The 18,460-nt window shown below is 63.3% G+C and carries 22 protein-coding genes; 11 read left to right on the top strand and 11 right to left on the bottom strand.

Going from position 1 to position 18,460, the window contains the following annotated elements; genetic code table 11:
* Positions 1-21: 21 nt before the first annotated feature.
* Entirely contained in the window at positions 22-1,683 is a 1,662-nt protein-coding gene (locus SFB74_RS06705) for a ShlB/FhaC/HecB family hemolysin secretion/activation protein (RefSeq protein WP_432729992.1), read from the bottom strand.
* A 301-nt stretch (positions 1,684-1,984) separates the two neighbouring features.
* Between SFB74_RS06705 and SFB74_RS06700 the strand changes: the two genes are divergently transcribed.
* A complete protein-coding gene (locus SFB74_RS06700) occupies positions 1,985-2,353 on the top strand; it encodes a hypothetical protein (RefSeq protein WP_432729991.1) in 369 nt (122 codons plus the stop codon).
* A 13-nt stretch (positions 2,354-2,366) separates the two neighbouring features.
* Here the strand turns inward: SFB74_RS06700 and SFB74_RS06695 are convergent, their stop codons facing one another.
* Positions 2,367-3,284, bottom strand: a complete 918-nt coding sequence (locus tag SFB74_RS06695; protein ID WP_432729990.1) for a LysR family transcriptional regulator — start codon at positions 3,282-3,284, stop codon at positions 2,367-2,369.
* A gap of 139 nt (positions 3,285-3,423) precedes the next feature.
* Between SFB74_RS06695 and SFB74_RS06690 the strand changes: the two genes are divergently transcribed.
* Genes SFB74_RS06690 through SFB74_RS06675 form a run of 4 tightly spaced genes read left to right on the top strand, consistent with a single transcriptional unit; the run spans position 3,424 to position 6,723 of the window.
* The gene (locus SFB74_RS06690) at positions 3,424-4,692 is read left to right on the top strand and encodes an aromatic ring-hydroxylating dioxygenase subunit alpha (RefSeq protein ID WP_432729989.1); all 1,269 of its coding nucleotides are present in this window, start codon (positions 3,424-3,426) and stop codon (positions 4,690-4,692) included.
* Between the two features lies 1 nt (position 4,693).
* Positions 4,694-5,164, top strand: a complete 471-nt coding sequence (locus tag SFB74_RS06685) for an aromatic-ring-hydroxylating dioxygenase subunit beta (protein ID WP_432729988.1) — start codon at positions 4,694-4,696, stop codon at positions 5,162-5,164.
* Positions 5,165-5,172: 8 nt separating this feature from the next.
* The gene (locus SFB74_RS06680) at positions 5,173-5,490 is read left to right on the top strand and encodes a non-heme iron oxygenase ferredoxin subunit (protein ID WP_432729987.1); all 318 of its coding nucleotides are present in this window, start codon (positions 5,173-5,175) and stop codon (positions 5,488-5,490) included.
* Positions 5,491-5,496: 6 nt separating this feature from the next.
* Positions 5,497-6,723: an NAD(P)/FAD-dependent oxidoreductase gene (locus SFB74_RS06675; RefSeq protein ID WP_432729986.1), complete on the top strand. Its 1,227-nt coding sequence runs from the start codon at positions 5,497-5,499 to the stop codon at positions 6,721-6,723.
* A gap of 34 nt (positions 6,724-6,757) precedes the next feature.
* On the opposite strand, the gene SFB74_RS06670 is transcribed toward SFB74_RS06675, so the two are convergent.
* On the bottom strand, positions 6,758-7,945 hold the full coding sequence (locus SFB74_RS06670) for an MFS transporter (RefSeq protein WP_432729985.1): 1,188 nt from the start codon (positions 7,943-7,945) through the stop codon (positions 6,758-6,760).
* Between the two features lie 266 nt (positions 7,946-8,211).
* On the bottom strand, positions 8,212-9,120 hold the full coding sequence (locus SFB74_RS06665) for a transcriptional regulator GcvA (RefSeq protein WP_432729983.1): 909 nt from the start codon (positions 9,118-9,120) through the stop codon (positions 8,212-8,214).
* Positions 9,121-9,287: 167 nt separating this feature from the next.
* Between SFB74_RS06665 and SFB74_RS06660 the strand changes: the two genes are divergently transcribed.
* Positions 9,288-10,019, top strand: a complete 732-nt coding sequence (locus SFB74_RS06660) for an SDR family oxidoreductase (protein ID WP_432729982.1) — start codon at positions 9,288-9,290, stop codon at positions 10,017-10,019.
* 223 nt (positions 10,020-10,242) lie between these two features.
* Here SFB74_RS06660 and SFB74_RS06655 read toward each other — a convergent pair whose 3' ends face one another.
* Complete coding sequence (locus tag SFB74_RS06655; RefSeq protein ID WP_432729981.1) at positions 10,243-10,794, bottom strand: DUF4189 domain-containing protein; 552 nt, start codon at positions 10,792-10,794, stop codon at positions 10,243-10,245.
* Between the two features lie 484 nt (positions 10,795-11,278).
* On the opposite strand from SFB74_RS06655, the gene SFB74_RS06650 reads away from it, so the two are divergent.
* The 3 genes from SFB74_RS06650 (at position 11,279) to SFB74_RS06640 (ending at position 13,300) form a co-directional block, all read left to right on the top strand.
* Positions 11,279-12,328: a helix-turn-helix domain-containing protein gene (locus SFB74_RS06650; RefSeq protein WP_432729980.1), complete on the top strand. Its 1,050-nt coding sequence runs from the start codon at positions 11,279-11,281 to the stop codon at positions 12,326-12,328.
* A 64-nt stretch (positions 12,329-12,392) separates the two neighbouring features.
* Positions 12,393-12,893: a DUF4189 domain-containing protein gene (locus SFB74_RS06645; protein WP_432729979.1), complete on the top strand. Its 501-nt coding sequence runs from the start codon at positions 12,393-12,395 to the stop codon at positions 12,891-12,893.
* A gap of 194 nt (positions 12,894-13,087) precedes the next feature.
* A complete protein-coding gene (locus SFB74_RS06640) occupies positions 13,088-13,300 on the top strand; it encodes a hypothetical protein (RefSeq protein ID WP_432729978.1) in 213 nt (70 codons plus the stop codon).
* Positions 13,301-13,461: 161 nt separating this feature from the next.
* Here the strand turns inward: SFB74_RS06640 and SFB74_RS06635 are convergent, their stop codons facing one another.
* The 5 genes from SFB74_RS06635 to SFB74_RS06615 form a co-directional block, all read right to left on the bottom strand.
* Positions 13,462-13,830 (bottom strand): hypothetical protein, encoded by a 369-nt coding sequence (locus SFB74_RS06635; protein ID WP_432729977.1) that lies wholly within the window; start codon positions 13,828-13,830, stop codon positions 13,462-13,464.
* A gap of 407 nt (positions 13,831-14,237) precedes the next feature.
* Positions 14,238-15,053 carry a DMP19 family protein gene (locus tag SFB74_RS06630; RefSeq protein ID WP_432729976.1) on the bottom strand — a complete coding sequence of 272 codons (816 nt, stop codon included), beginning with the start codon at positions 15,051-15,053 and terminating at the stop codon, positions 14,238-14,240.
* Between the two features lie 99 nt (positions 15,054-15,152).
* A complete protein-coding gene (locus tag SFB74_RS06625) occupies positions 15,153-15,620 on the bottom strand; it encodes a hypothetical protein (RefSeq protein ID WP_432729974.1) in 468 nt (155 codons plus the stop codon).
* Positions 15,621-15,731: 111 nt separating this feature from the next.
* Entirely contained in the window at positions 15,732-15,956 is a 225-nt protein-coding gene (locus tag SFB74_RS06620; protein ID WP_432729973.1) for a hypothetical protein, read from the bottom strand.
* Positions 15,957-16,132: 176 nt separating this feature from the next.
* The gene (locus SFB74_RS06615) at positions 16,133-16,753 is read right to left on the bottom strand and encodes a hypothetical protein (protein WP_432729972.1); all 621 of its coding nucleotides are present in this window, start codon (positions 16,751-16,753) and stop codon (positions 16,133-16,135) included.
* A gap of 2 nt (positions 16,754-16,755) precedes the next feature.
* Here SFB74_RS06615 and SFB74_RS06610 point away from each other — a divergent pair, with 2 nt between their 5' ends.
* Positions 16,756-16,989: an ATP-binding protein gene (locus SFB74_RS06610; protein WP_432729971.1), complete on the top strand. Its 234-nt coding sequence runs from the start codon at positions 16,756-16,758 to the stop codon at positions 16,987-16,989.
* A 145-nt stretch (positions 16,990-17,134) separates the two neighbouring features.
* On the opposite strand, the gene SFB74_RS06605 is transcribed toward SFB74_RS06610, so the two are convergent.
* Entirely contained in the window at positions 17,135-17,512 is a 378-nt protein-coding gene (locus SFB74_RS06605) for a tautomerase family protein (RefSeq protein WP_432729970.1), read from the bottom strand.
* Between the two features lie 83 nt (positions 17,513-17,595).
* Between SFB74_RS06605 and SFB74_RS06600 the strand changes: the two genes are divergently transcribed.
* The gene (locus tag SFB74_RS06600) at positions 17,596-18,453 is read left to right on the top strand and encodes a LysR family transcriptional regulator (protein ID WP_432729969.1); all 858 of its coding nucleotides are present in this window, start codon (positions 17,596-17,598) and stop codon (positions 18,451-18,453) included.
* Positions 18,454-18,460 lie beyond the last annotated feature (7 nt).

Genomic DNA, 18,460 nt, shown 5'->3' with positions numbered 1-18,460 from the left:
AAGAAATGGGTGCGGCGTGGATCAGTAATTCGCGGTGAGGCTGAAATTCACGCGCGTGTCGTGCTTCTTCGTGCGCGGACCGTCGGTGAGCGGATAGCCGATGTCGACGCGCCCCGCGAAGTACTGGCCGAACTTGAAAGTGGTGCCCACGCCGACCGAATACAGCGAGAAGCGGTCTTCCTGCTCGGGCAGCGGGTTCTTCAGGCGCAGCCGCGCCGCGTCGGCGAAGGCATACACGCGCCAGCTCTCGACCGCGCTGCCAAGGAAGGTGAGCGGCTTGCTGCGCAGCTCGACCGAGCCCACGACGCCGTAGTCGCCGGTCGCCTCGGCCGAGAGATACCCGCGCACCGAGTTCATGCCGCCGCCTGCGATCTGCTCGCTGGACACCAGCGGCGAATCGGTCATCTGGCCGTTGAAGCGGAAGGCGAGCTGCGAGCCGCCGTCGAAGGTGTGGGTGCCGTTGAGGTCGGTCTTCAGCACCATGAAGCTGGGCGAGGACTTGTAGCGCTTGTAGTCGAAGGCGGCCCAGTCGCTGCCGTACTTGAACGAACTGCTCGTGCCCACCACCAGCGAGACGCCGACGCCGTACTGGCTCTTTTCCGACTGGCGGAAGCCCGAGTAGGAGAGCGTGATCGGCGCGTACTTGAGCGGCACCGTGTCGCCGCTGCCCTTGAGCGTCAGCGCTTCCTTGTTGTTCTTGAAGTCGATGCCGATGCTGAAGGCATGCCACCAGTCGCCAGCGTTGGGCACGGTGTAGGTCGCCTTCACGCCGATGGAGTGGCCCTTGCCGAGCACGTCGGTGCCGCCCACGGTGGCCACGTTGCTGTCGGACGAGAAGGCGTTGGCCTCGAGGCTCCAGTTGGTGCCGCGCACCGGCATCGCGTAGGTGGCCGAGATCACCTTCGTCTGGTTCAGGTCCTGCGGCGCGCCGAAGAAGCTGATGGAGGCGCTGTGGCCCAGCTGCCAGAGGTTGTCGTGGCCCAGCGAGAAACTGGCGCGCAGCTTGCGCGTGTCGGCGCTGTAGTCGTTGTTGAGGCTGGCGCTCGCGCGCCAGGGGCTGGAGTCCTCGACCTTGAGGTCGACGTCCATGGTGCCCGGCATCGCGCCCTGGCGCACCAGCGGCATCACCTGCCGCTTCGGTCCGCGGTTGAGAGCGGCGAGTTCGGTCTGCGCCTGGTTGAAGTTGGGCACGCCGCCCTCCTTCAGCGCGGGCACCTGGTCGCGCACCTCGAGCGGCGAGTTGTACTCGGCACCCACCACGCGCACGCGGCCCACGCGGGTCTCGTTGACCCGCAGGAACACCACGCCCTGCGTGACCTGCTGTTCGGGCAGGTCGACATACACCGATTGATAGCCCGCCGCCTGGTAGGCCGCGAGCAGCGCATCGCGCGCGCCTTCCACGTCCTTCAGCGTGCGGTCCGGACCGAGGAACGGCGTGACGGCCTTCTCGATGGCGCGCGCGTCGAGCACGGTGTTGCCGCGCACGATGTATTCGCTGATGTCGACCTTGCGCACGGGCTCGGCTGCTTCCGCCGCCGGAGTCGCGGCCGCGGGTGCGGGTTGAGGCGCGGCTCCGGATGCCTGCGCGAAGGCCGCTCCCTGCGCAGTCATCGCGAACACCGCCAGCCACGCGGTACTGCGGCTGTGGCGTTTCTGTCGGCCTTTCTTCTTCGTTTCTTGCATTTGCAGCTCTGTTCTCATGGGTGAAGCGCACAAGACAGCGCGCTCATGAACAGAGAGCCCTCGTGTCGCTGCGGCGTACCTTTCCTAGACGCACGGCATGCGCGGCGACTGTCGGTTTGTCACAAAAACTTCATCAAGAAATCGGCACCACGAACGATCCGGCCGTTTCTTCGCGCTTAAGAAGAAGGACCTCCGCAGGATGAAAGCCGTGTTCCCGAGAACGGGTCTTCCCATCGACTTGTGCGATGCCTAGACTGCGTGGCTCGCCGCGAGCAATGAATTGGAAGCAGGAGATACACGCATGGCTTTTCGTCTTCCGGGCATCGCCGTCGTGCTCCTGCTCGGATGCTGTCTCAGCGCATCCGCGCAGGAGACCGATGCGACTGCCACCCAAGCCCGACCCTGCGTGGAGGTGACCGTCAACGGCGAGCGCACGCCCTCCTACGACTGCCTGACGGAGAAGCTGCGTCCTCCTGCAACCGCGCGCACGCCGGACGCGGTGCAGCCGGGTCTTGCATCGGAGGCGATCGTGCAGCGGCCTTCCAACGAACTGGGCCTCTTCAACCGCGCGGCCACCGGCCATCGCATGGGCAACACGTTCGGCACCTCGGTCTATCCGCAACGGCCGCCGCCGGTGGTGCCTTCGTCGCCGCTGATTCCCCGGCAGTAGCCGGCCAGCCCCGCTAGCCCGGGCCGCCCTCGCCGTAGAGCCCGATGATCAGCGAGCGCAGCCACGCGATCGCGGGGTCCTTGTGGAAGCGGCCATGCCAGAACAGGTTGATCGCGATCTCCGGCAGCTTCGCCGGATGGCGCACGTACGACAGGTCGAACGGCCCCGCCAGTGCCTGCGCGAGTCTCTCGGGCACGGTCGCGACGAGGTCGGAGTCGTGCAGGATGTGCCCCACGGCCACGTAGTGCGGCACGGTCAGCACCACCTTGCGCGTGATCTTCTTGCGATCGAGGAATTCGTCGGCCTTGCCGTGCCCCGTTCCGTCCGAGACCACCACGACATGGTCGGCGGCGGAGAAGTCTTCGAGCGAGACCTTCTTGCGGCTGTCCAGCGGATGGCCGCGCCTGAACATGCACACGTAGTGCTGCCTGAAGAGCCTGCGCTGGAAGTACCCCGCCTTCAGCTGCGGCAGCAGGCCGATCGCGAGGCTCACGTGGCCTGCTTCCATTTCATCCCGCAGGTTCACCGCCGTGTTGCGCACGGTGCTGAGCGACACGTTGGGCGCGACGCGCGCGATCTCCTTCATCAGCCTGGGCAGGAAGTAGATCTCGCCGATGTCCGTCATGCCGACGGTGAAGGCGCGCTTCGAGGTGGCCGGGTCGAACGACGCCTTCTGGTTGATCGCCGCATGGATGACCTGCAGCGCACGCGCCGTAGGCTCCGCGAGCTGCTCCGCATAGGGCGTGGGCTCCATGCCGTTGGGCGTGCGCAGGAAGAGCGGATCGTCGGTGAGCTTGCGCAGCCGCGCCAGTGCGTTGCTCACGCCCGGCTGCGAAAGGCCGAGGCTGCTCGCCACCTTGGAAACCCTGCGGTCGACGAGCAGCTGCTGGAAGACGACTAGGAGGTTGAGATCGATGTCCTTCAGCTCCATGCGCGTCGTCTCACATTCTTGAAATCAATATGAACTATTGATCACATTCTATTGAGCGATGGCGCCCGAATGGGGATCATCGACGCACCCACGAGAGACGAACGCCGCCATTCCGCGCGGCGGCAAAGGAGACACCAACATGGACGACACCGCATCGGCAGTCTTCCCCCAGAAGATCCACTGGGAAAGCCAGGGCACCAGCCGCATTCCCTTCATGGCCTACACCGAGGCCGACCTGCACCGCCAGGAGCTGGAGCGCTTCTTCTACCGCAGTCACTGGAGCTACGTCGGCCTCGAGGCCGAGATCCCGGCTGTCGGCGACTTCAAGCGCACGGTGGTGGGCGAACGCTCGGTGATCATGGTTCGCGACGCGGAAGACTCCATCAGCGTGGTCGAGAACGTGTGCGCCCATCGCGGCATGCAGTTCTGCCGCGAGCGGCACGGCAACCGCAAGGACGGCGGCTTCACCTGCCCCTATCACCAGTGGAACTACACGCTCACGGGCGACCTGCAGGGCGTGCCCTTCCGCCGCGGCGTGAAGCAGGACGGCAAGGTCAACGGCGGCATGCCGGCCGACTTCAAGCCCGCCGAGCATGGGCTCAACAAGCTGAAGGTGGCACGGCGCGGAGGCGTGGTCTTCGCGGCCTTCGATCCCGACATCGAGTCGCTCGAAGACTTCATGGGGCCGGAGATCCTGGGCTACTTCGACCGGCTCTTCAATGGCCGCAAGCTCACCATCCTCGGCTACAACCGCCAGCGCATTCCGGGCAACTGGAAGCTCATGCAGGAGAACATCAAGGACCCATACCACCCCGGCCTGCTGCACACCTGGTTCGTGACCTTCGGGCTCTGGCGCGCGGACAACAAGTCGGAGCTGAAGATGGACCGCCACCACCGGCACGCCGCCATGATCTCCACGCGCGGCGCGAGCGGCAAGGCCGACCAGGTGACCCAGGTGTCGAGCTTCAAGGAAAGCATGCAGCTCAACGACCCCCGCTTCCTCGACATCGTGCCCGAGCCCTGGTGGGGCGGCCCGACGGCGGTGATGATGACGCTCTTTCCGAGCGTGATCCTGCAGCAGCAGGTCAACAGCGTCTCCACGCGGCACATACAGCCCGCCGGCCCCGGCGCCTTCGACTTCGTGTGGACGCATTTCGGATTCGAGGACGACACCGAAGAGATGACGCAGCGCCGCCTGCGCCAGGCCAACCTCTTCGGCCCCGCGGGCTTCGTCTCGGCCGATGACGGCGAGGTGATCGAGCTTTCGCAGAAGGGCTTCGAGCAGAAGCCGTTCCATCGCACGCTCGCCGAACTCGGCGGCCGCGAAGTCGGCGACACCGACCACATGGTCACCGAGACGCTGATCCGGGGCATGTACGAGTACTGGCGCAAGGTGATGGAGGCTTGAGATGGACTTCCAGGACTACTTCGAGCTTTCGCAGCTCTACGCCCGCTACGCCCAGGCCGTGAGCTCCAGCCAATGGGAACTCTGGCCCGAGTTCTTCACGGAAGACTGCACCTACCGGCTGCAGCCGCGCGAGAACCACGACCGCGGCTTTCCGCTCGCCACGCTCTCCTTCGAGAGCAAGGGCATGCTGAAGGACCGCGTGTACGGCATCCGCGAGACCCTCTTCCACGACCCGTACTACCAGCGCCATGTGGTGGGCGCACCGGTCGTGCTGAAGGCCGAGCCGGGGCGCATCGAGTCGGAGGCCAACTACGCCGTGTTCCGCACCAAGCTCTCCGAGCTCTCGAGCGTCTTCAGCGTGGGCCGCTACATCGACGTGGTCGTACGCACCGAAGAGGGCCTGAAGTTCGCTTCGCGCCAGGTCATCTACGACAGCGAAATGATCCCGAACTCCATCATCTACCCGATCTGAGGCCCGCCATGAGTGACCTGCAATGGACCGACGCCGCCGCGCTCGACGACGTACCGGCGGACGACGTGATCGGCATCGTCGTGGCCGGCAATGAAGTCGCGCTCTACAGCGTCGAAGGCAATGTCTACGCCACCGACAACATCTGCACGCACGGGCATGCCCGGCTGTGCGAAGGCTTCCTGGAGGGGCACGAGATCGAGTGCCCGCTGCACCAGGGCAGGTTCGACGTGCGCAATGGCGCGCCCACCTGCGCGCCGGTGACGGAGGCGATCCGCTCCTATCCCGTGAAGATCGAGGGCGGGCGGGTGTTTCTTTCGCTGGACTGACCTGCCATGAGCGCGGAAGAACGGACGATCGCGATCGTCGGCGCCGGCCAGGCCGGCGGATGGGCGGCGCAGACGCTGCGCGCCGAGGGCTTCGCCGGCAGGATCGTGCTGGTCGGCGACGAGGCGCATCGCCCCTACGAGCGCCCTCCCCTGTCGAAGGCGGTGCTCGCCGGCGAAGCGCTTCCCGAGACGACCAGCCTGCAGAAGCCCGAAGCCTTCGATGCACTGGACGTGGAATGGCGCCCACGCGTGAGCGCGACGCGCATCGACCGCGCCGCGAAGCAGCTGCACCTGAGCGGTGGCGACGTAGTCGGATACGACAAGCTGATCCTCTGCACCGGAGGCCGGGCCCGGCAGCTGGCCATTCCGGGATCGGAGCTGCCTGGCGTCTTCACACTGCGCAACCTCGACGATGCCACCGCGCTGGGTGCCGCGCTTGTTCCGGGCAAGCGGCTGCTGGTCGTCGGCGGCGGGTGGATCGGGCTCGAAGTGGCTGCGACTGCGCGGAAGAAAAGCCTCGACGTCACCGTCGTCGAAGCAATGCAGCGGCTCTGCGAACGCACCGTTCCTCCGGAGATTTCCAGCTACCTGCTGCGCCTTCACGCCTCGAACGGCGTTCGCGTCGAACTGGGCGCGGGCATCGAACGCCTGGTGCAGGCTGAAGATGGCGCCGGCCTGATCGCGACGATCGTCGACGGACGGACCCTGGCCTGCGACGTGGTGCTGGCCGGCATCGGCCTGGTCGCCAACGACGAACTCGCGCGCGAAGCGGGCTTGCAGTGCGAAGGCGGCATCGTGGTCGACTCGCAATGCCGCACATCGGACCCGGACATCCTCGCCGCCGGTGACGTCGCCGTCTGGCACTGCGAACGCGCCGGCCGCCGGATGCGGCTGGAGTCCTGGCAGAACGCCCAGGAGCAAGGCATCGCGGCCGCGCGCTCCGCGCTGGGCATCGAGGTGAACCACCAGCCGCTTCCGTGGTTCTGGTCCGACCAGTACGGCATCAACCTGCAGATATTCGGCATGCCGGCACCCGGGCATCGCGTGGTGATGCGTGGCGACATGGAGAGCGACAGCTTCGTCGTGTTCTTTCTCGATGCGGGCAAGGTCGTTGCCGCGCTCGGGCCGAACGCGGCGCGCGACCTGCGATTCGGGCGGCGGCTGATCGAGCGCGGCACGAGCGTCGATGCGGATCGGCTCGCAGACCTTCAGACGCCGCTGTCGAAGCTGTGAGCGGGCTGAAGGACTGGGCCTAGCCTGCGATACCTCAGCTCTGCGCCTTTTCCGCGCGCACGATGAACATCGCCGCGATGAAGGAGAGCAACGACGAGGCCAGCATCACGCCAGGCACTGCAAGGCGCGCGTTCGATGCGTCGACGACCAGCCCCGCCACGAACGAGACGACTCCAGCACCGATCACCGTGAGCGCCGCCGCCAATCCTGAAGCCGTGCCTGCAAAGCCCGGCCGGATGGACAGCACCCGCGCGTTCGCGGCAGGCATCGTCAAGCCGTTGCCGATGCCCACGGCGATGCAGGGAACGAAGAACGCGAGCGGATGCACGACGCCTGCGGCGGCGAGCAGCAGGCCGATCGACAGGCCTGCGCAGGTGAGAGCGCGGCCGGCAAGAATGAGCGCGGTCGCCGTGTGGCGCGCGCCGCCATGCCCGACCACATAGCTTCCGAGGATGAAGCCCGCGGGCACCAGGCCCATGTAGAAGCCGAGCATCACGCTCGACGTTCCGCCGGCCCGGGCCGCGACCAGAGGTGCGCCGCCCAGGAAGGCATACAGCGTTCCGATCGAGAAGGCCATGCAGCAGACGTACGCCCGGAACCGCGCCGACCGGCCCAGCTCGCGATAGCCGCCAAGTTGCAGGCGTATCGAGCTCGCGCGATGGCGATTCGTTTCGCGCAGGTGGAAACTCACGAGGCACAGGCCGACCACGCCGAGGATGGCGAACACGACGAAGTTCGAGCGCCACCCGAATTGCGTGCCGAGCGCCCCGCCGGCCATCGGACCGATCATCGGGGCGACCGCCCACGCGGAAGACACGTAGCCGATGCGGCTCGCCACCGCCTGCTCTTCGGAGGTGTCCCGTATAGCGGCGAGGGACACCGCGTAGCCCGCGATGACGCTGCCCTGGAACAGCCGGAACGCGAGGAACGTCCAGATGTCGTTCGCAAGGCTGGAGCCCACCGATGCGATCGTGAAGATCGCCAGCGCGAACAACGCGACGGGCTTGCGCCCGAACCTGTCGGACAGCGCGCCCGCGGCCAGGTGCGCGAAGGCCGTCGCGATGGCATAGCCGGCGACCGCGATGTTGGCGAGCGCGAAATCGGCGCCGAGATCCCTCGCGATGTCCGGCAGCGACGGCACGAACATGTTGACCGGAAGGACCGCGAGCGCGGAAAGGAATATCAGGATCGGGAGGCGCGGGGCTTCCTGTTGCGATTGCATGACTGTCGAACTCCTGGGCATGGCGCCGTCGAAGCTGGTTCGATGGCGCCGGTGACGGAATCGCCGGAGGTCGCACGATCATGCGATCTTGATCTGCTCGTGTTGAGTCCAACAGGAGCCGAAGCGTCGTCGGGCCTTGTGAAGTCCGACGACAGGAAACGGGTGGCTGTCGCCGCCCGGTTCCGGGCTTGTTGCTGCGGATCATAGGTCAGCGGGCTGCACCCGGCAGCAACTGGTGCACGCGGATGCCGGTGGACTCGCCCGCTTCAGGCCAGCGGGCGCGAAGCCTCCTGCGCCTTCATCTCCGCGAACAGCCAGTCGCGGAAGGCCCGCACCTTGCGCTGGCGGATCGCGTCCGGCGGGTAGACCACGTAGAAGCTGGAAGCCGCCTTCACGGCATGTTCGAACGGCCGGACCAGGCGGCCCGATGAAAGATCGTCCGCAACGAGCATGGTCCTGCCGAGCGCCACGCCCTCGCCCTGAACGGCGGCCTCTATCGCGAAGGTGTAGGCATCGAAGGTCAGCCCGCCCTGGGCGCGTACGCCCTTGACGCCGGCGCTGCCGAGCCACGCCGCCCAGTCGATCGGATAGCCATCGCGGATCAGCGTGTGGTGCTTGAGGTCCTGTGGCTTGCGCAACGGATGCGCGCCCTTCATGAGCCTGGGGCTGCAGACCGGGAACACCTCCTCGGCAGCGAGAAATTCCGAAGCGAGCCCCGGATAGCTGCCCGCGCCATAGCGGATGGCGATGTCGATGCCGTCGCCGACGAAGTCGGTCAGCCTGCCGGTGGTCGATACGCGCACGTCGATGTCGTCGTGCGCGCGGTGGAAGCGATGCAGGCGCGGCACCAGCCACTTGCCCGCGAAGCCGCCGGAAGTGCTGACGGTCAGTATCGAGTCGGACCGGCGTGTCGTCGCCGATTCGGTGGCCGTTGCGAGTTGCTCGAGCACCGCATGGACCGCCCGCGCATAGGGCTCGCCGACGGCCGTCAGCCGCACCGAGCGCGTCTCGCGCTCGAACAGCAGGATGCCCAGCTGCTCCTCGAGGTGCTTGATCGCCCGGCTGATGGCGCCGGGCGTGACATGGAGCTCCTGCGCGGCCTTCGAGAAGCTCAGGTGGCGCGCGGCGGCGTCGAAGCACGGCAAGGTGTTGAGCGGTGGAAGCTTGCGGGGCATGGCATCTGTGAGCAGTACTCACAGATTCTTGCCAATTTCTGGTTTGTCTGTCCATCAGGCGATGACCAGAATGACCATCAATTGATGAACGTCACTCACTGGAATCAGCAAGACCCGGCCAGTCCGGCTCCCTCCGATCACCCCACCACCGAACGCAGGAGATTCACATGCAAGCACTCGCCAATCAGAAGATCGTCATCGTCGGAGGCAGCTCCGGCATCGGGCTCGGCGTGGCCGCGGCAGCCCTCGAGCATGGCGCGGATGTCGTGATCGTCGGCCGCTCGCAGGAGAAGCTGCAGGCCGCGCAGCGAACGCTGGGCGCGAGCCCTCGTCTCGAAAGCATTGCCGCCGACATGTCGAACGAAGACGAGGTGTCCCAGCTGTTCGGGAAGGTCGGCCCGTTCGACCACCTCGTCGCCACGGCCGGAACGCTGCCACCGGGCGACCCCATCGCGAGCACCGACATGCAGGCCGTGCGGGCCTTCGTCGACAGCAAGCTCCTCGGCGCGGTCGTGCTGGCGAAGCATGCCGCGGCAACGCTGAGGCCGGGCGGCTCGATGACCTTCACCTCGGGCATCAACAAGGACCGGCCGCCGGTTCCCGGAGGCTCCGTGGTGTCGGCGATCGCAGGCTCGTTCAGCTATTTCGCGCGCGCACTGGCGCTGGAACTGGCGCCGACCCGCGTCAACATCGTGTCGCCCGGATGGGTCGACACGCCGATGTGGGACAGCGCGGTCGGCGATGCCAAGGCCGGCTTCTTCGAAGGCATGGCCGCCCGCCTGCCGGCGAGAAGGATCGCGATGCCGGCCGACATCGCCCCCGCCTACATCTACCTGATGACGAGCGAGTTCACCACGGGCGAGACCATCCGCATCGATGGCGGGCACAACCTCGTCTAGCGTGGCGCCATTCGTCGACCGTCGATCGTCCCGGTCCCCACGCGCGCCGGGAGTCGGCCGAGGCATTCGACCTTGTCGTACGAAGTCTTGGTTGCGGTGCCTTGATCAGGACTTTTGACCGACGGGAGTAGATCGCACGCCTGTCTCGTGATGGCGCCATCGCTTGATACTCGTGCCGAGCAGGCAGCAGAGCGCGGAGGGTGTCCCTGGTTGGCCTGGCGGCTCAGCGAATGGGCACTGCCATGCTGCACCTGCTGTAGACGACCTTGCAGGAGGTATCGGCGCACAGCCCCAGCACGTTGCTTTCCGCTTCGCTCGACTTGCGTGCGCTCGCAACGCTGTAGTGGGTGTCGCTCTTCGCGAGCGCGACGCATCCGTTGGAGTATGCGGAAACCAGTTCGCACTTCTTCGAGCCCAGGGAAATGCAGTTCGCCATCGCGATTGTTTCCGCCTCGGCCCGGCTGGACTTGTCGCGCGACGCACCGATGTTGCCCGTGTACTGGGCATCCAGGGCGACAGCTCCCCATCGCTCGATGTACGTGACGCTTCGCGGCCCTGAAGAGGCCTGCGCCCCCGGTTGGCCCGAGCCAGGAAGAGGCCGACAGGAGGACGTTCCCGGCCCGCCTTCGGGAACCGTGCCGGCGGGGCAGCCACCCTCCGCATGAGCGAGCGGCTGGATGCCGAACAGGCAGATGAGCAGGGGCGGCAGAAATCTCATGGTGATCGGAGATCTCGATGCGGACCATGTGTATCGCTCACGCAGTTTGCTGGCCATGTTCAACCCTCCTCGGTAAGTCTTGCGCCAGCATGGAAGTCGGTCATCTTTCCCCTGGGAACGGCACGCCGGATCAGTTCGTCCCGGAAGATCGGGCCGATCGCGCGCGGTGCGGGCGCATTCGTTGATGCACCCGGTCGCGCAGCCTCCGGCACGGCAGATGCATCAACGAGATTCAGCAATGGGTGTGACAGCATGACGAGAGCTTGGTATGAAGCTGCGTCAAGGCGAGGCTGACGCAACGATCGTCGAAGCGTAGCGGGTGCGGCAGTGTCCAGTTTCCACCCGATGTAGATGAAATTGCACCTCGGTCCCGAAAGTGCCGGACTAGGATGCGCGCTCGATGTTGCGACGCCACGAAGATGTCCGATGCATGCCTGGATGCCGTCGAGGCTCACAAGATGAGATGTTCCCGGAGCGGTTTGCCTGTGTTGCAACGCCGATCGGCGATGATCCTCGGGTCATGAGAAGAGAGCTCGTTGCCATGGATGAGTCGGACGCCGTTCCTGTCTTCAGGTTCTCCACGGTCGACTACCCCGAGCGGGATCGATTTCACCTCTGGGTCAAGGACAACCTCTGCGACTGCCGGTTCGAGGATGACGGCTACGGCGCATTCGACGCGGAAGCCACCGGCGCTGCACTCGGCCCGCTGGTCATCTCGGGGAGGCGCTGGCCGAAGCGGCCGAGGCCATTGACCTACGCGGTCCATCGCAACGCACGGCGCATCCGCCTGGACGGCCAGGAATCCTTTCGCTTTACGTTGCTGCTCAGCGGGCAAGTGACCCGTCGATCGATGGGCCCGGATTCCATCAAGAAGCCCGGCGATCTGTTCTTCTACGATGTTGCGCAGATCAACGATTGCATGGTCGAAGCCGGGGACGTGATCAGCGTCGTCGTGCCCAGGCACCTGCTGCCCGGCTCCGCCGCACTTCTGCATGATCGAACGCTCGGAAGCGGCATCGGCCGCCTCCTGGGCGATCAGATACTGTCGCTGTTTCGCAATCTCTCCAGCCTGCAACAGAAGGACGTGCCCGGCGTCGTCCAGTCGACGCTGCTGCTCATGGCCGCCGCCGTTTCGCCAACGGTCGAGGCGATTCACGAGGCAAGCAGCCCCATCCGCAGGGGCCTGCTCGAGCGGATCCGGCATCACATCGATGAGCACCTGCTGGAGCCTGACCTGACACCCGAACGGATCTGCCGGGACGTCGGCGTGTCGCGGGCCAAGCTCTATCAGCTGTTCGAGGAAGACGGCGGGATCATGCGGCAGATCCGGCGCAGGAGATTGCGTCATGCCTATCAGGTGCTCAGCGACCCGCAGCGTCAACATGTACGAATCGCCGAGATCGCATGGAGTCATGGCTTCGCGGACGAGAAGTACTTCTATCGCCTTTTCAAGGCCGAGTTCGGTCATACGCCGAAGGAGACGGCGCAGCGTCGCTCCGGCCCGGCGTTCCTGCCCTACGGTCACGTGCCGTTGAACGCGGGGAGCAGCCTTCCGGGATGGACGTTGCCATTCGGCGTGCTCAACAACTGATCGGGTGTTCAGCGTTTCGACCGGCCGATTCCGAAGCTGATGGCAGTGGAGAGATCACAAGATCATGAAAAGAGCACCCCTCGTATTCTTCCTGGCCTCGCAGAGCGTGCTTTTCTTCGGCTCCCAGGCTCACGCGCAGGTGGCTTGCCCTTCGGGTTGGATTCCCTATAGCGCGACGTCCTGCGGGCCCGCACTCAATTCGCAGCAATCCCCCAAGCCCAACGACCGTGGCGCCCCCCTCCAGGTGGGGTCTCGTTGGGGGGCGATCGCCACCGACGGAGTGAAGGGCGTGCTCGGAACTGCCACCGGGGAGCGCAGCGAGCAAGGTGCCGCAGGCAAGGCATTGGCGGATTGCCAGGCCAAGGGAGGAGCGCCCTGCAAGCTTCAGCTCTCCTACTCCAACGGGTGCGGCGCGATGAGCGTTGGCAGCCGCGGATTCAGTACAGCCGGTGCAGGCACGAAGGAGGAGGCCATACAGAAGAGCATGGCGATCTGCAGCAGCGATGGTGATACCGGGTGCCGTGTGTACTACACCGGCTGCAGCTTGCCCGGGGAAGCTCGCTAGCCGTGGTCCTTGCCTGGCGATGGACCGGAGACAAGACGCTCAAGCGCCTGAGAGGGACGCAACTCGAAGCCCTTCTGGCCGCTTGCATGGCTTGCATTGACGAAATCGTCCGCAGTCTGGACGGGCTGGATTCACAACGAGCGGCGTCGACGTATCGCCTGGCTGTTTGCCGACCATGACCAACTGCGCGCGCGTTGGACAACGAGGTATTGGCGTCGCTCACCGACTGGTTGCCGCGCGAGGACTGGGACCCAGTCCTCGGTGTCGTGGCAATCCACAGGGACGTGTACTACGGCCTTGGCTATCTGCGAACTGGCCTCGCAGAAAAGAAGCGCGACGCACTCGCCTGCGACATCGACCGCGCCCAGGGCTTGATGTGCGGCGAGATCTGGGGCGCCGACCGTTAGAACTGGAAAGACCAGGGGATATGGGCAAGCAGTGTGATGCTGCTAGCGCATTGGGCGAACGGCTGCTTTAGAGCGCAGCGAACTTCGGCTCACGGCCCACTGCGGTCTTTCATCCTCGCGAATTCGGGGCGCCAAAGCGGCCGTTTACGGCGTTTCTTTACTCAGAGGAGATTTAACGAAGTCCCAACGTCTTCAGGTACATACTCAAAAGCAAATGCCACATCTAGATTTAGTGCTGCGAACCTGACGAACGTTTTTGAGTCAATCTGTTCGTCGTATCTCGGATTGCTGCTTTTGATTTCTACTTTAATGCCCGCGAGAGATTTTTCTAGCCCAAGCATCATCTCGGTATACGGCTCCAGAATGTCGAGAAGCGACTCCAAAACAAACTCGATAGGCTCGTCATATGTCGGGCTATCGATGAAGATATAGCTGTATGGCCCGAACCTGCTCAAGGGCTCCTTGGCTCGTTGAATTCTCATCGGCGTGCCGGATAGCCGCTCTTCGTAATTCTCGATCTGACCGGGCATGCAACACAGCCAGAAGTGTGCGCGGCGAGTGCGCATAGATAGCCTTCTGTGAAATTATTTTGACTTGACGCACTGCTCTAAAGAAGTCTATTCGCAACGACCGATACTGGCCGACAGCTGCTAAATGCCCCGGACCGTGTAGCTGAGTTGGCAACCGCTGCACTTGATCGAGTGGCCACTGCCACCGTCAAAGAAGCTTAGTTCCGCCGAACAGTGGGGGCACCCAAGGCTGGTGGACCCAGTCCGCTTCCATTCGTCAAACGCTTCCTCAGCAAGCTCAAACTCGTGCTCAGATGGAGACCAAGGTCCTGGTGATTTTTGGCTGTATGGAGCGTTCATCGAAAGCATTCAGCATGAATTCGGGGGTCTTGTTGAACGGCTGGTTCTGGCCGAACGGGGATATCTCGCTAAGAATCGGAGATCGAGGGTAACGCCAATATTCGTTGCTTCGTTGTACCGTCGAAAAGCATCGATTGACCATCAACCTCGATCATGAAGTGATGGCCCTTGTCGGTAGAGAAGTGATGAGCGAAAACGGTCTTTCCCTCGTGCATGTATCCGCTCCCAGCATTAAGTCGGATGAGTTGCTGATCCGCCGCCGCGCACACTGCCCGAATGTTTTTCATCCATACATGTTCGCTGTCCCTCGCCGCTGCCTCCCGTTGTCCGCGGTCTGGAAGAGCTCTTGCTCTCAACTCCACCTGCTCACGCATTGCTGCGTGGGGGATGGCCAAAAGTTTGGGGTTCGACTTCAACCATGCGGCGTTCAGTTGTTCGATGTTTTCCGTCTCATTCAGTCGATAAAAGCGCTCGGTGATCACATCAAGTCGATCGCGTTCCGTGTTCTTTCCGAAATAACCAGATGAGAAAAACTTGCGAATGCGTGAGCCCAGTGAGTCGGCGAGGGATTCTCCTTCCTTTAGCAACGCGAGATGCCGACGCGCGCCGATTGCGTCCAGCCCTTGGCGCACGAATGTCATTCCGGGCTCCGCGCGCTTGGAGTTGTATAGGAATTGTGAGAACCCACCGTTCTCTACTTGACGCAGGTAGTAGTCTGCGTAGTAGCTAAGCCATGCGTTGCGCGAGATTTCCTCCTGTCGCAAATACTCACTGCGCAAAGCGTTCACGAACGAGACATTCGATTCGATGACCGCAGAGGCGTCTGAATCAGCTAGGCTCTCTTGGGAAACTACAACGACGTCGTCGGAGGTGAGGATGCGCATAGTCGGTCGAATAAAGGTTGTTGCCGAAAGTCTTCTGCTGGCCGCATTCTGCCGTAGGCGCGCCGCCGTCAGTGGGCCTACAACAGACAGTCCCCCCTCTTAAGCGGGCTTACTGCTGACGGTCTTCTCACCTATATCGGCAAGGATGTCCTTCGCCAACTCTGCTATTTCCTGGTTGGGGTCGGTGACGTACCCGAACAGGCGCGTGCGCTGCGCGATGACCATGCGCCGCAGCTCTTGAAAAGTTGCCGTCTCATCTGGTCGGTCGAAGTGAACGCAGCGCCAGATAAGCTCAAGGAGTTCAGTCGTCAGTTGTTCACCGGCTTGAGGCAAGACGTCGAGAACAAACGGGAGCGCATGAATCGCTACTGGCGGAGGGCCGATACCACCCGAAACCAAATCGCACCAGAGTTCGCGGCTTGCAGCGAGTGCAGCGGCCGAGTCGGTACTTGCGAGGCGTTCCAGTACTTCCCCCATCTTGTCCGCTGGGCCGAGGCAGGTCCTGAAATTGCTCCAAGGAATCGCATCCAGTCGCGCCCGAAGCGAGGTTTTTGTGAGTTGGGACATGGTGGTTCAATCTCCACGCCTCTCTGACAGGTAAACCAGAGATAGGGATAGCTTCAAAGTAACTGGCAAGAGGCAAATGACTGGTTGTGGCCGGTAGGTGTCATTTTTGATTTAGCTGGGCGAATGCAAGAGCTGGCTCAGAATCCCTCGATCTTCATCGCTAAAAAAGCCCTGTAGATCCTCAAAGTCTCCTTCGATGAAGTGCTTTTGCATGTTTCTAAGACTGGCTCTCAACAGGAGTAGTAGCCCTTTAGCGTCGTAGTCATAACCTGATCCGCTGAAGCCTACCCAGTTCTCTACAAAATTCAGCAGCTCATCACTGGTTTCGAAGTGCATGTTCTTCTCGAATGACTGGTTGTGACTTAAGTTCTCCAAACAGAGCGACCGATCGGCTCTGGCCGGATCCCGCTACAAGAAGCATGCAGAAAGTTGCCCGAAGCGGAAGTGGCCAAACGCCGTCTACGGACGCCTAGCGTTTGCCACGAGAGGCGGCGCCCGGCTTGACGGAAGGGTTAGGCGGCGCTCGAACCTCTGGCTTCGTGGCCGGTGGCACCGAATGTGCGCGAGTGACTGAGTGCTGCTCCATGCCTGAACTCTGTCTCTTCAAGTACGCCCGTTTCAGAGTACTCGCGATGGAGCCCATGTAGTATGTGGAAGCCATCTTGAGGGAAAACGTAATAGGTAAAGTGCCTCTGTACCCTTCCCGAGGGGTGGTGCAGTTCAGCCACCTGCAAGTTGATTGATGGACCGAATGACTCTTTGGGGGGAAGGATCTCCAGCAACCTCTTGGCAAGCGCGGAATGATCGACTTCGCCGAGATTGGATAAAAAGCAAAGCCTACCTTTCTCCGCATACACATCCATCCATTGATAGAGCTCCGCCACGAGCCAAGGAGGACAGTCCTTCAACTGGGCTAGTCCACCAGTTGCAGCCAGTCTTTGCATCGCAAAGAAGGTTGTTGAGGATCTCATTGCTGCTAAGCAAAGAAACCCATTTGTGCGCTCCATGGCATAGGAGTCTTCAACCGCACTCTGGATGTTGGGGAAACGAGGTGTCATATCGAATGCTTGGCTCTGGCTGAATGAAACCGGCGGCATGCTACCTTCTGGGCCGATACGGCTCGTTGGAATCATAGATGGATGTACATCAGCCTCGCCGCCCGCACAGACCCGGTTGGCTGCCCGTTGTCGACGCCGCGCGTTGTACGGGCTGCGGCTGGTGCGTCGCCGCGTGCGACCTTCACCTTCTCAGCCTTGAAGTCCAGCAATGGAAGAAGTCGTCGACGCTTCAAGACGCGGATCGGTGCACGGGCTGCAGCGATTGCGCAGTGACTTGCCCTTTTCATGCAATCACCATGCGAAAGGGCTGAAACGCCCTGGCAGCCTAGGCAATCCGTAGACCCAGGCGCGTGAGCCGGACCATCGCGAGTGTCAGATCCTGGCCGACTGTAGCCGGTCGCGCTACCGTCGCGTATGGGCCCGTTGCAGACATGGCCCACCCAAAGCAGCCACTCCTCAGACAAATTGCGCCAACCCGTGCCCGACGGACCAGTTCTCCTTGGGAGCATCGGCAATGGTCACAAAAACATCCTCCGGACGTATCCCCGGGCTCTCGGCCAGCAGCTGCGCGATGCGCTGAAACAGCGCCTTCTTTTGCTCAGCGGTGCGCGTGTTGAAAACGGTGATCTGGATGTAAAGGAGATCGTCGCTGCGCGCGACTCCAAAGGCCCCTCCGTATCGGAAGTTGGCGGCCTCGTGCTCGGTGATCGTCATGAACTGATCGTCCTGCGGCACGTTCAACGCGTCACGCAAGGCGCGATAGAGGCTGTCGAAGATCGCCTGCCGGTAGGCCTCTGGCTTTCCTGCGCGCATCGAGATGTGAATGATCGGCATCGCTACTCCAAGTCATGTTGAAACAGCGGATGTTATGTATTCCGATTTGCTATTGATAATTATCTCAATAACAATCTTTTGTCATGACTGATCGCCCTCTGAATCTCGACGCCGTTCAGGCCTTCGTTCGCATCACCGAACTGGGCAGCTTCACGCGCGCCGCAGAAGTCATGCAGACCACTCAGGCAGGGATCAGCCAGAAACTGAAACGTCTTGAAGACCGGCTGGGCTGCCGACTCCTTGAGCGAACACCCCGGCATGTGGAACTGTCGGCGCGGGGTGCCGCCTTCCTTGGGCATGCCCGAGAACTCCTGGCGGTCCACGATCGCGCGCTGGTGGCCTTTGCAAGCGCTCGCCAGCGACTGACCATCGGCATCAGCGACCACGTGGCGGGACCGGAGCTGCCCGCGCTGATCGCCCGCATGAACGCGCAAGACTCGCAGCTGCTGATCGATATCCGGATCGGCTCGTCGGGCGATCTGCTCCAGAGCTTCGACCGGCGGGAACTCGACACGGTCATCGTCCGGCTGCACGCCGGTCGGACCGACGGGAAGGTCCTGACACAGGAGCGCTTCGGCTGGTTCGCTGCCACGAACTGGCAGCACCGCGCGGGCGAGCCACTGCCGCTGGCCACGATGGCGCAGCCCTGCGGGGTGCGCGCGTTGGCGGCGCAACTCTTGGATACGGCCGGCATCCCCTGGACCGAGGTCTTTGTGGGCGGCGGCGTCGCAGCCGTTGCGGCGGCGGTGATGGCCGGGCTGGGGGTCGCGGCGTTGGCGCCGCGCATGCTGCCCCTGGGCTGCGTCGACGTGGGTCCCAGACTGGGTCTACCCGACTTGCCGCGCTTGCCTGTCCTGCTGCACTCCAGGGTCCGGGAAGGTCGACCGCGGGATGCCGTGGACGCGCTTTCTGCTGCGTTCAGGAGCGCGGCGAGAAACTGATTCGTGC

Origin of the sequence: Variovorax xiamenensis (assembly GCF_050916385.1) — a bacterium.
GTDB lineage: Bacteria > Pseudomonadota > Gammaproteobacteria > Burkholderiales > Burkholderiaceae_C > Variovorax.
Note: the sequence above shows the minus strand (reverse complement) of the source record. Positions and strands in the feature narration are given on the sequence as shown.

Coding starts and splice junctions, on each gene's coding strand:
- SFB74_RS06705 (WP_432729992.1), bottom strand. CDS start 1,683: ATGCAAGAAACGAAGAAGAAAGGCCGACAGAAACGCCACAGCCGCAGT.
- SFB74_RS06700 (WP_432729991.1), top strand. CDS start 1,985: ATGGCTTTTCGTCTTCCGGGCATCGCCGTCGTGCTCCTGCTCGGATGC.
- SFB74_RS06695 (WP_432729990.1), bottom strand. CDS start 3,284: ATGGAGCTGAAGGACATCGATCTCAACCTCCTAGTCGTCTTCCAGCAG.
- SFB74_RS06690 (WP_432729989.1), top strand. CDS start 3,424: ATGGACGACACCGCATCGGCAGTCTTCCCCCAGAAGATCCACTGGGAA.
- SFB74_RS06685 (WP_432729988.1), top strand. CDS start 4,694: ATGGACTTCCAGGACTACTTCGAGCTTTCGCAGCTCTACGCCCGCTAC.
- SFB74_RS06680 (WP_432729987.1), top strand. CDS start 5,173: ATGAGTGACCTGCAATGGACCGACGCCGCCGCGCTCGACGACGTACCG.
- SFB74_RS06675 (WP_432729986.1), top strand. CDS start 5,497: ATGAGCGCGGAAGAACGGACGATCGCGATCGTCGGCGCCGGCCAGGCC.
- SFB74_RS06670 (WP_432729985.1), bottom strand. CDS start 7,945: ATGCAATCGCAACAGGAAGCCCCGCGCCTCCCGATCCTGATATTCCTT.
- SFB74_RS06665 (WP_432729983.1), bottom strand. CDS start 9,120: ATGCCCCGCAAGCTTCCACCGCTCAACACCTTGCCGTGCTTCGACGCC.
- SFB74_RS06660 (WP_432729982.1), top strand. CDS start 9,288: ATGCAAGCACTCGCCAATCAGAAGATCGTCATCGTCGGAGGCAGCTCC.
- SFB74_RS06655 (WP_432729981.1), bottom strand. CDS start 10,794: ATGGCCAGCAAACTGCGTGAGCGATACACATGGTCCGCATCGAGATCT.
- SFB74_RS06650 (WP_432729980.1), top strand. CDS start 11,279: ATGGATGAGTCGGACGCCGTTCCTGTCTTCAGGTTCTCCACGGTCGAC.
- SFB74_RS06645 (WP_432729979.1), top strand. CDS start 12,393: ATGAAAAGAGCACCCCTCGTATTCTTCCTGGCCTCGCAGAGCGTGCTT.
- SFB74_RS06635 (WP_432729977.1), bottom strand. CDS start 13,830: ATGCCCGGTCAGATCGAGAATTACGAAGAGCGGCTATCCGGCACGCCG.
- SFB74_RS06630 (WP_432729976.1), bottom strand. CDS start 15,053: ATGCGCATCCTCACCTCCGACGACGTCGTTGTAGTTTCCCAAGAGAGC.
- SFB74_RS06625 (WP_432729974.1), bottom strand. CDS start 15,620: ATGTCCCAACTCACAAAAACCTCGCTTCGGGCGCGACTGGATGCGATT.
- SFB74_RS06620 (WP_432729973.1), bottom strand. CDS start 15,956: ATGCACTTCGAAACCAGTGATGAGCTGCTGAATTTTGTAGAGAACTGG.
- SFB74_RS06615 (WP_432729972.1), bottom strand. CDS start 16,753: ATGATTCCAACGAGCCGTATCGGCCCAGAAGGTAGCATGCCGCCGGTT.
- SFB74_RS06610 (WP_432729971.1), top strand. CDS start 16,756: ATGGATGTACATCAGCCTCGCCGCCCGCACAGACCCGGTTGGCTGCCC.
- SFB74_RS06605 (WP_432729970.1), bottom strand. CDS start 17,512: ATGCCGATCATTCACATCTCGATGCGCGCAGGAAAGCCAGAGGCCTAC.
- SFB74_RS06600 (WP_432729969.1), top strand. CDS start 17,596: ATGACTGATCGCCCTCTGAATCTCGACGCCGTTCAGGCCTTCGTTCGC.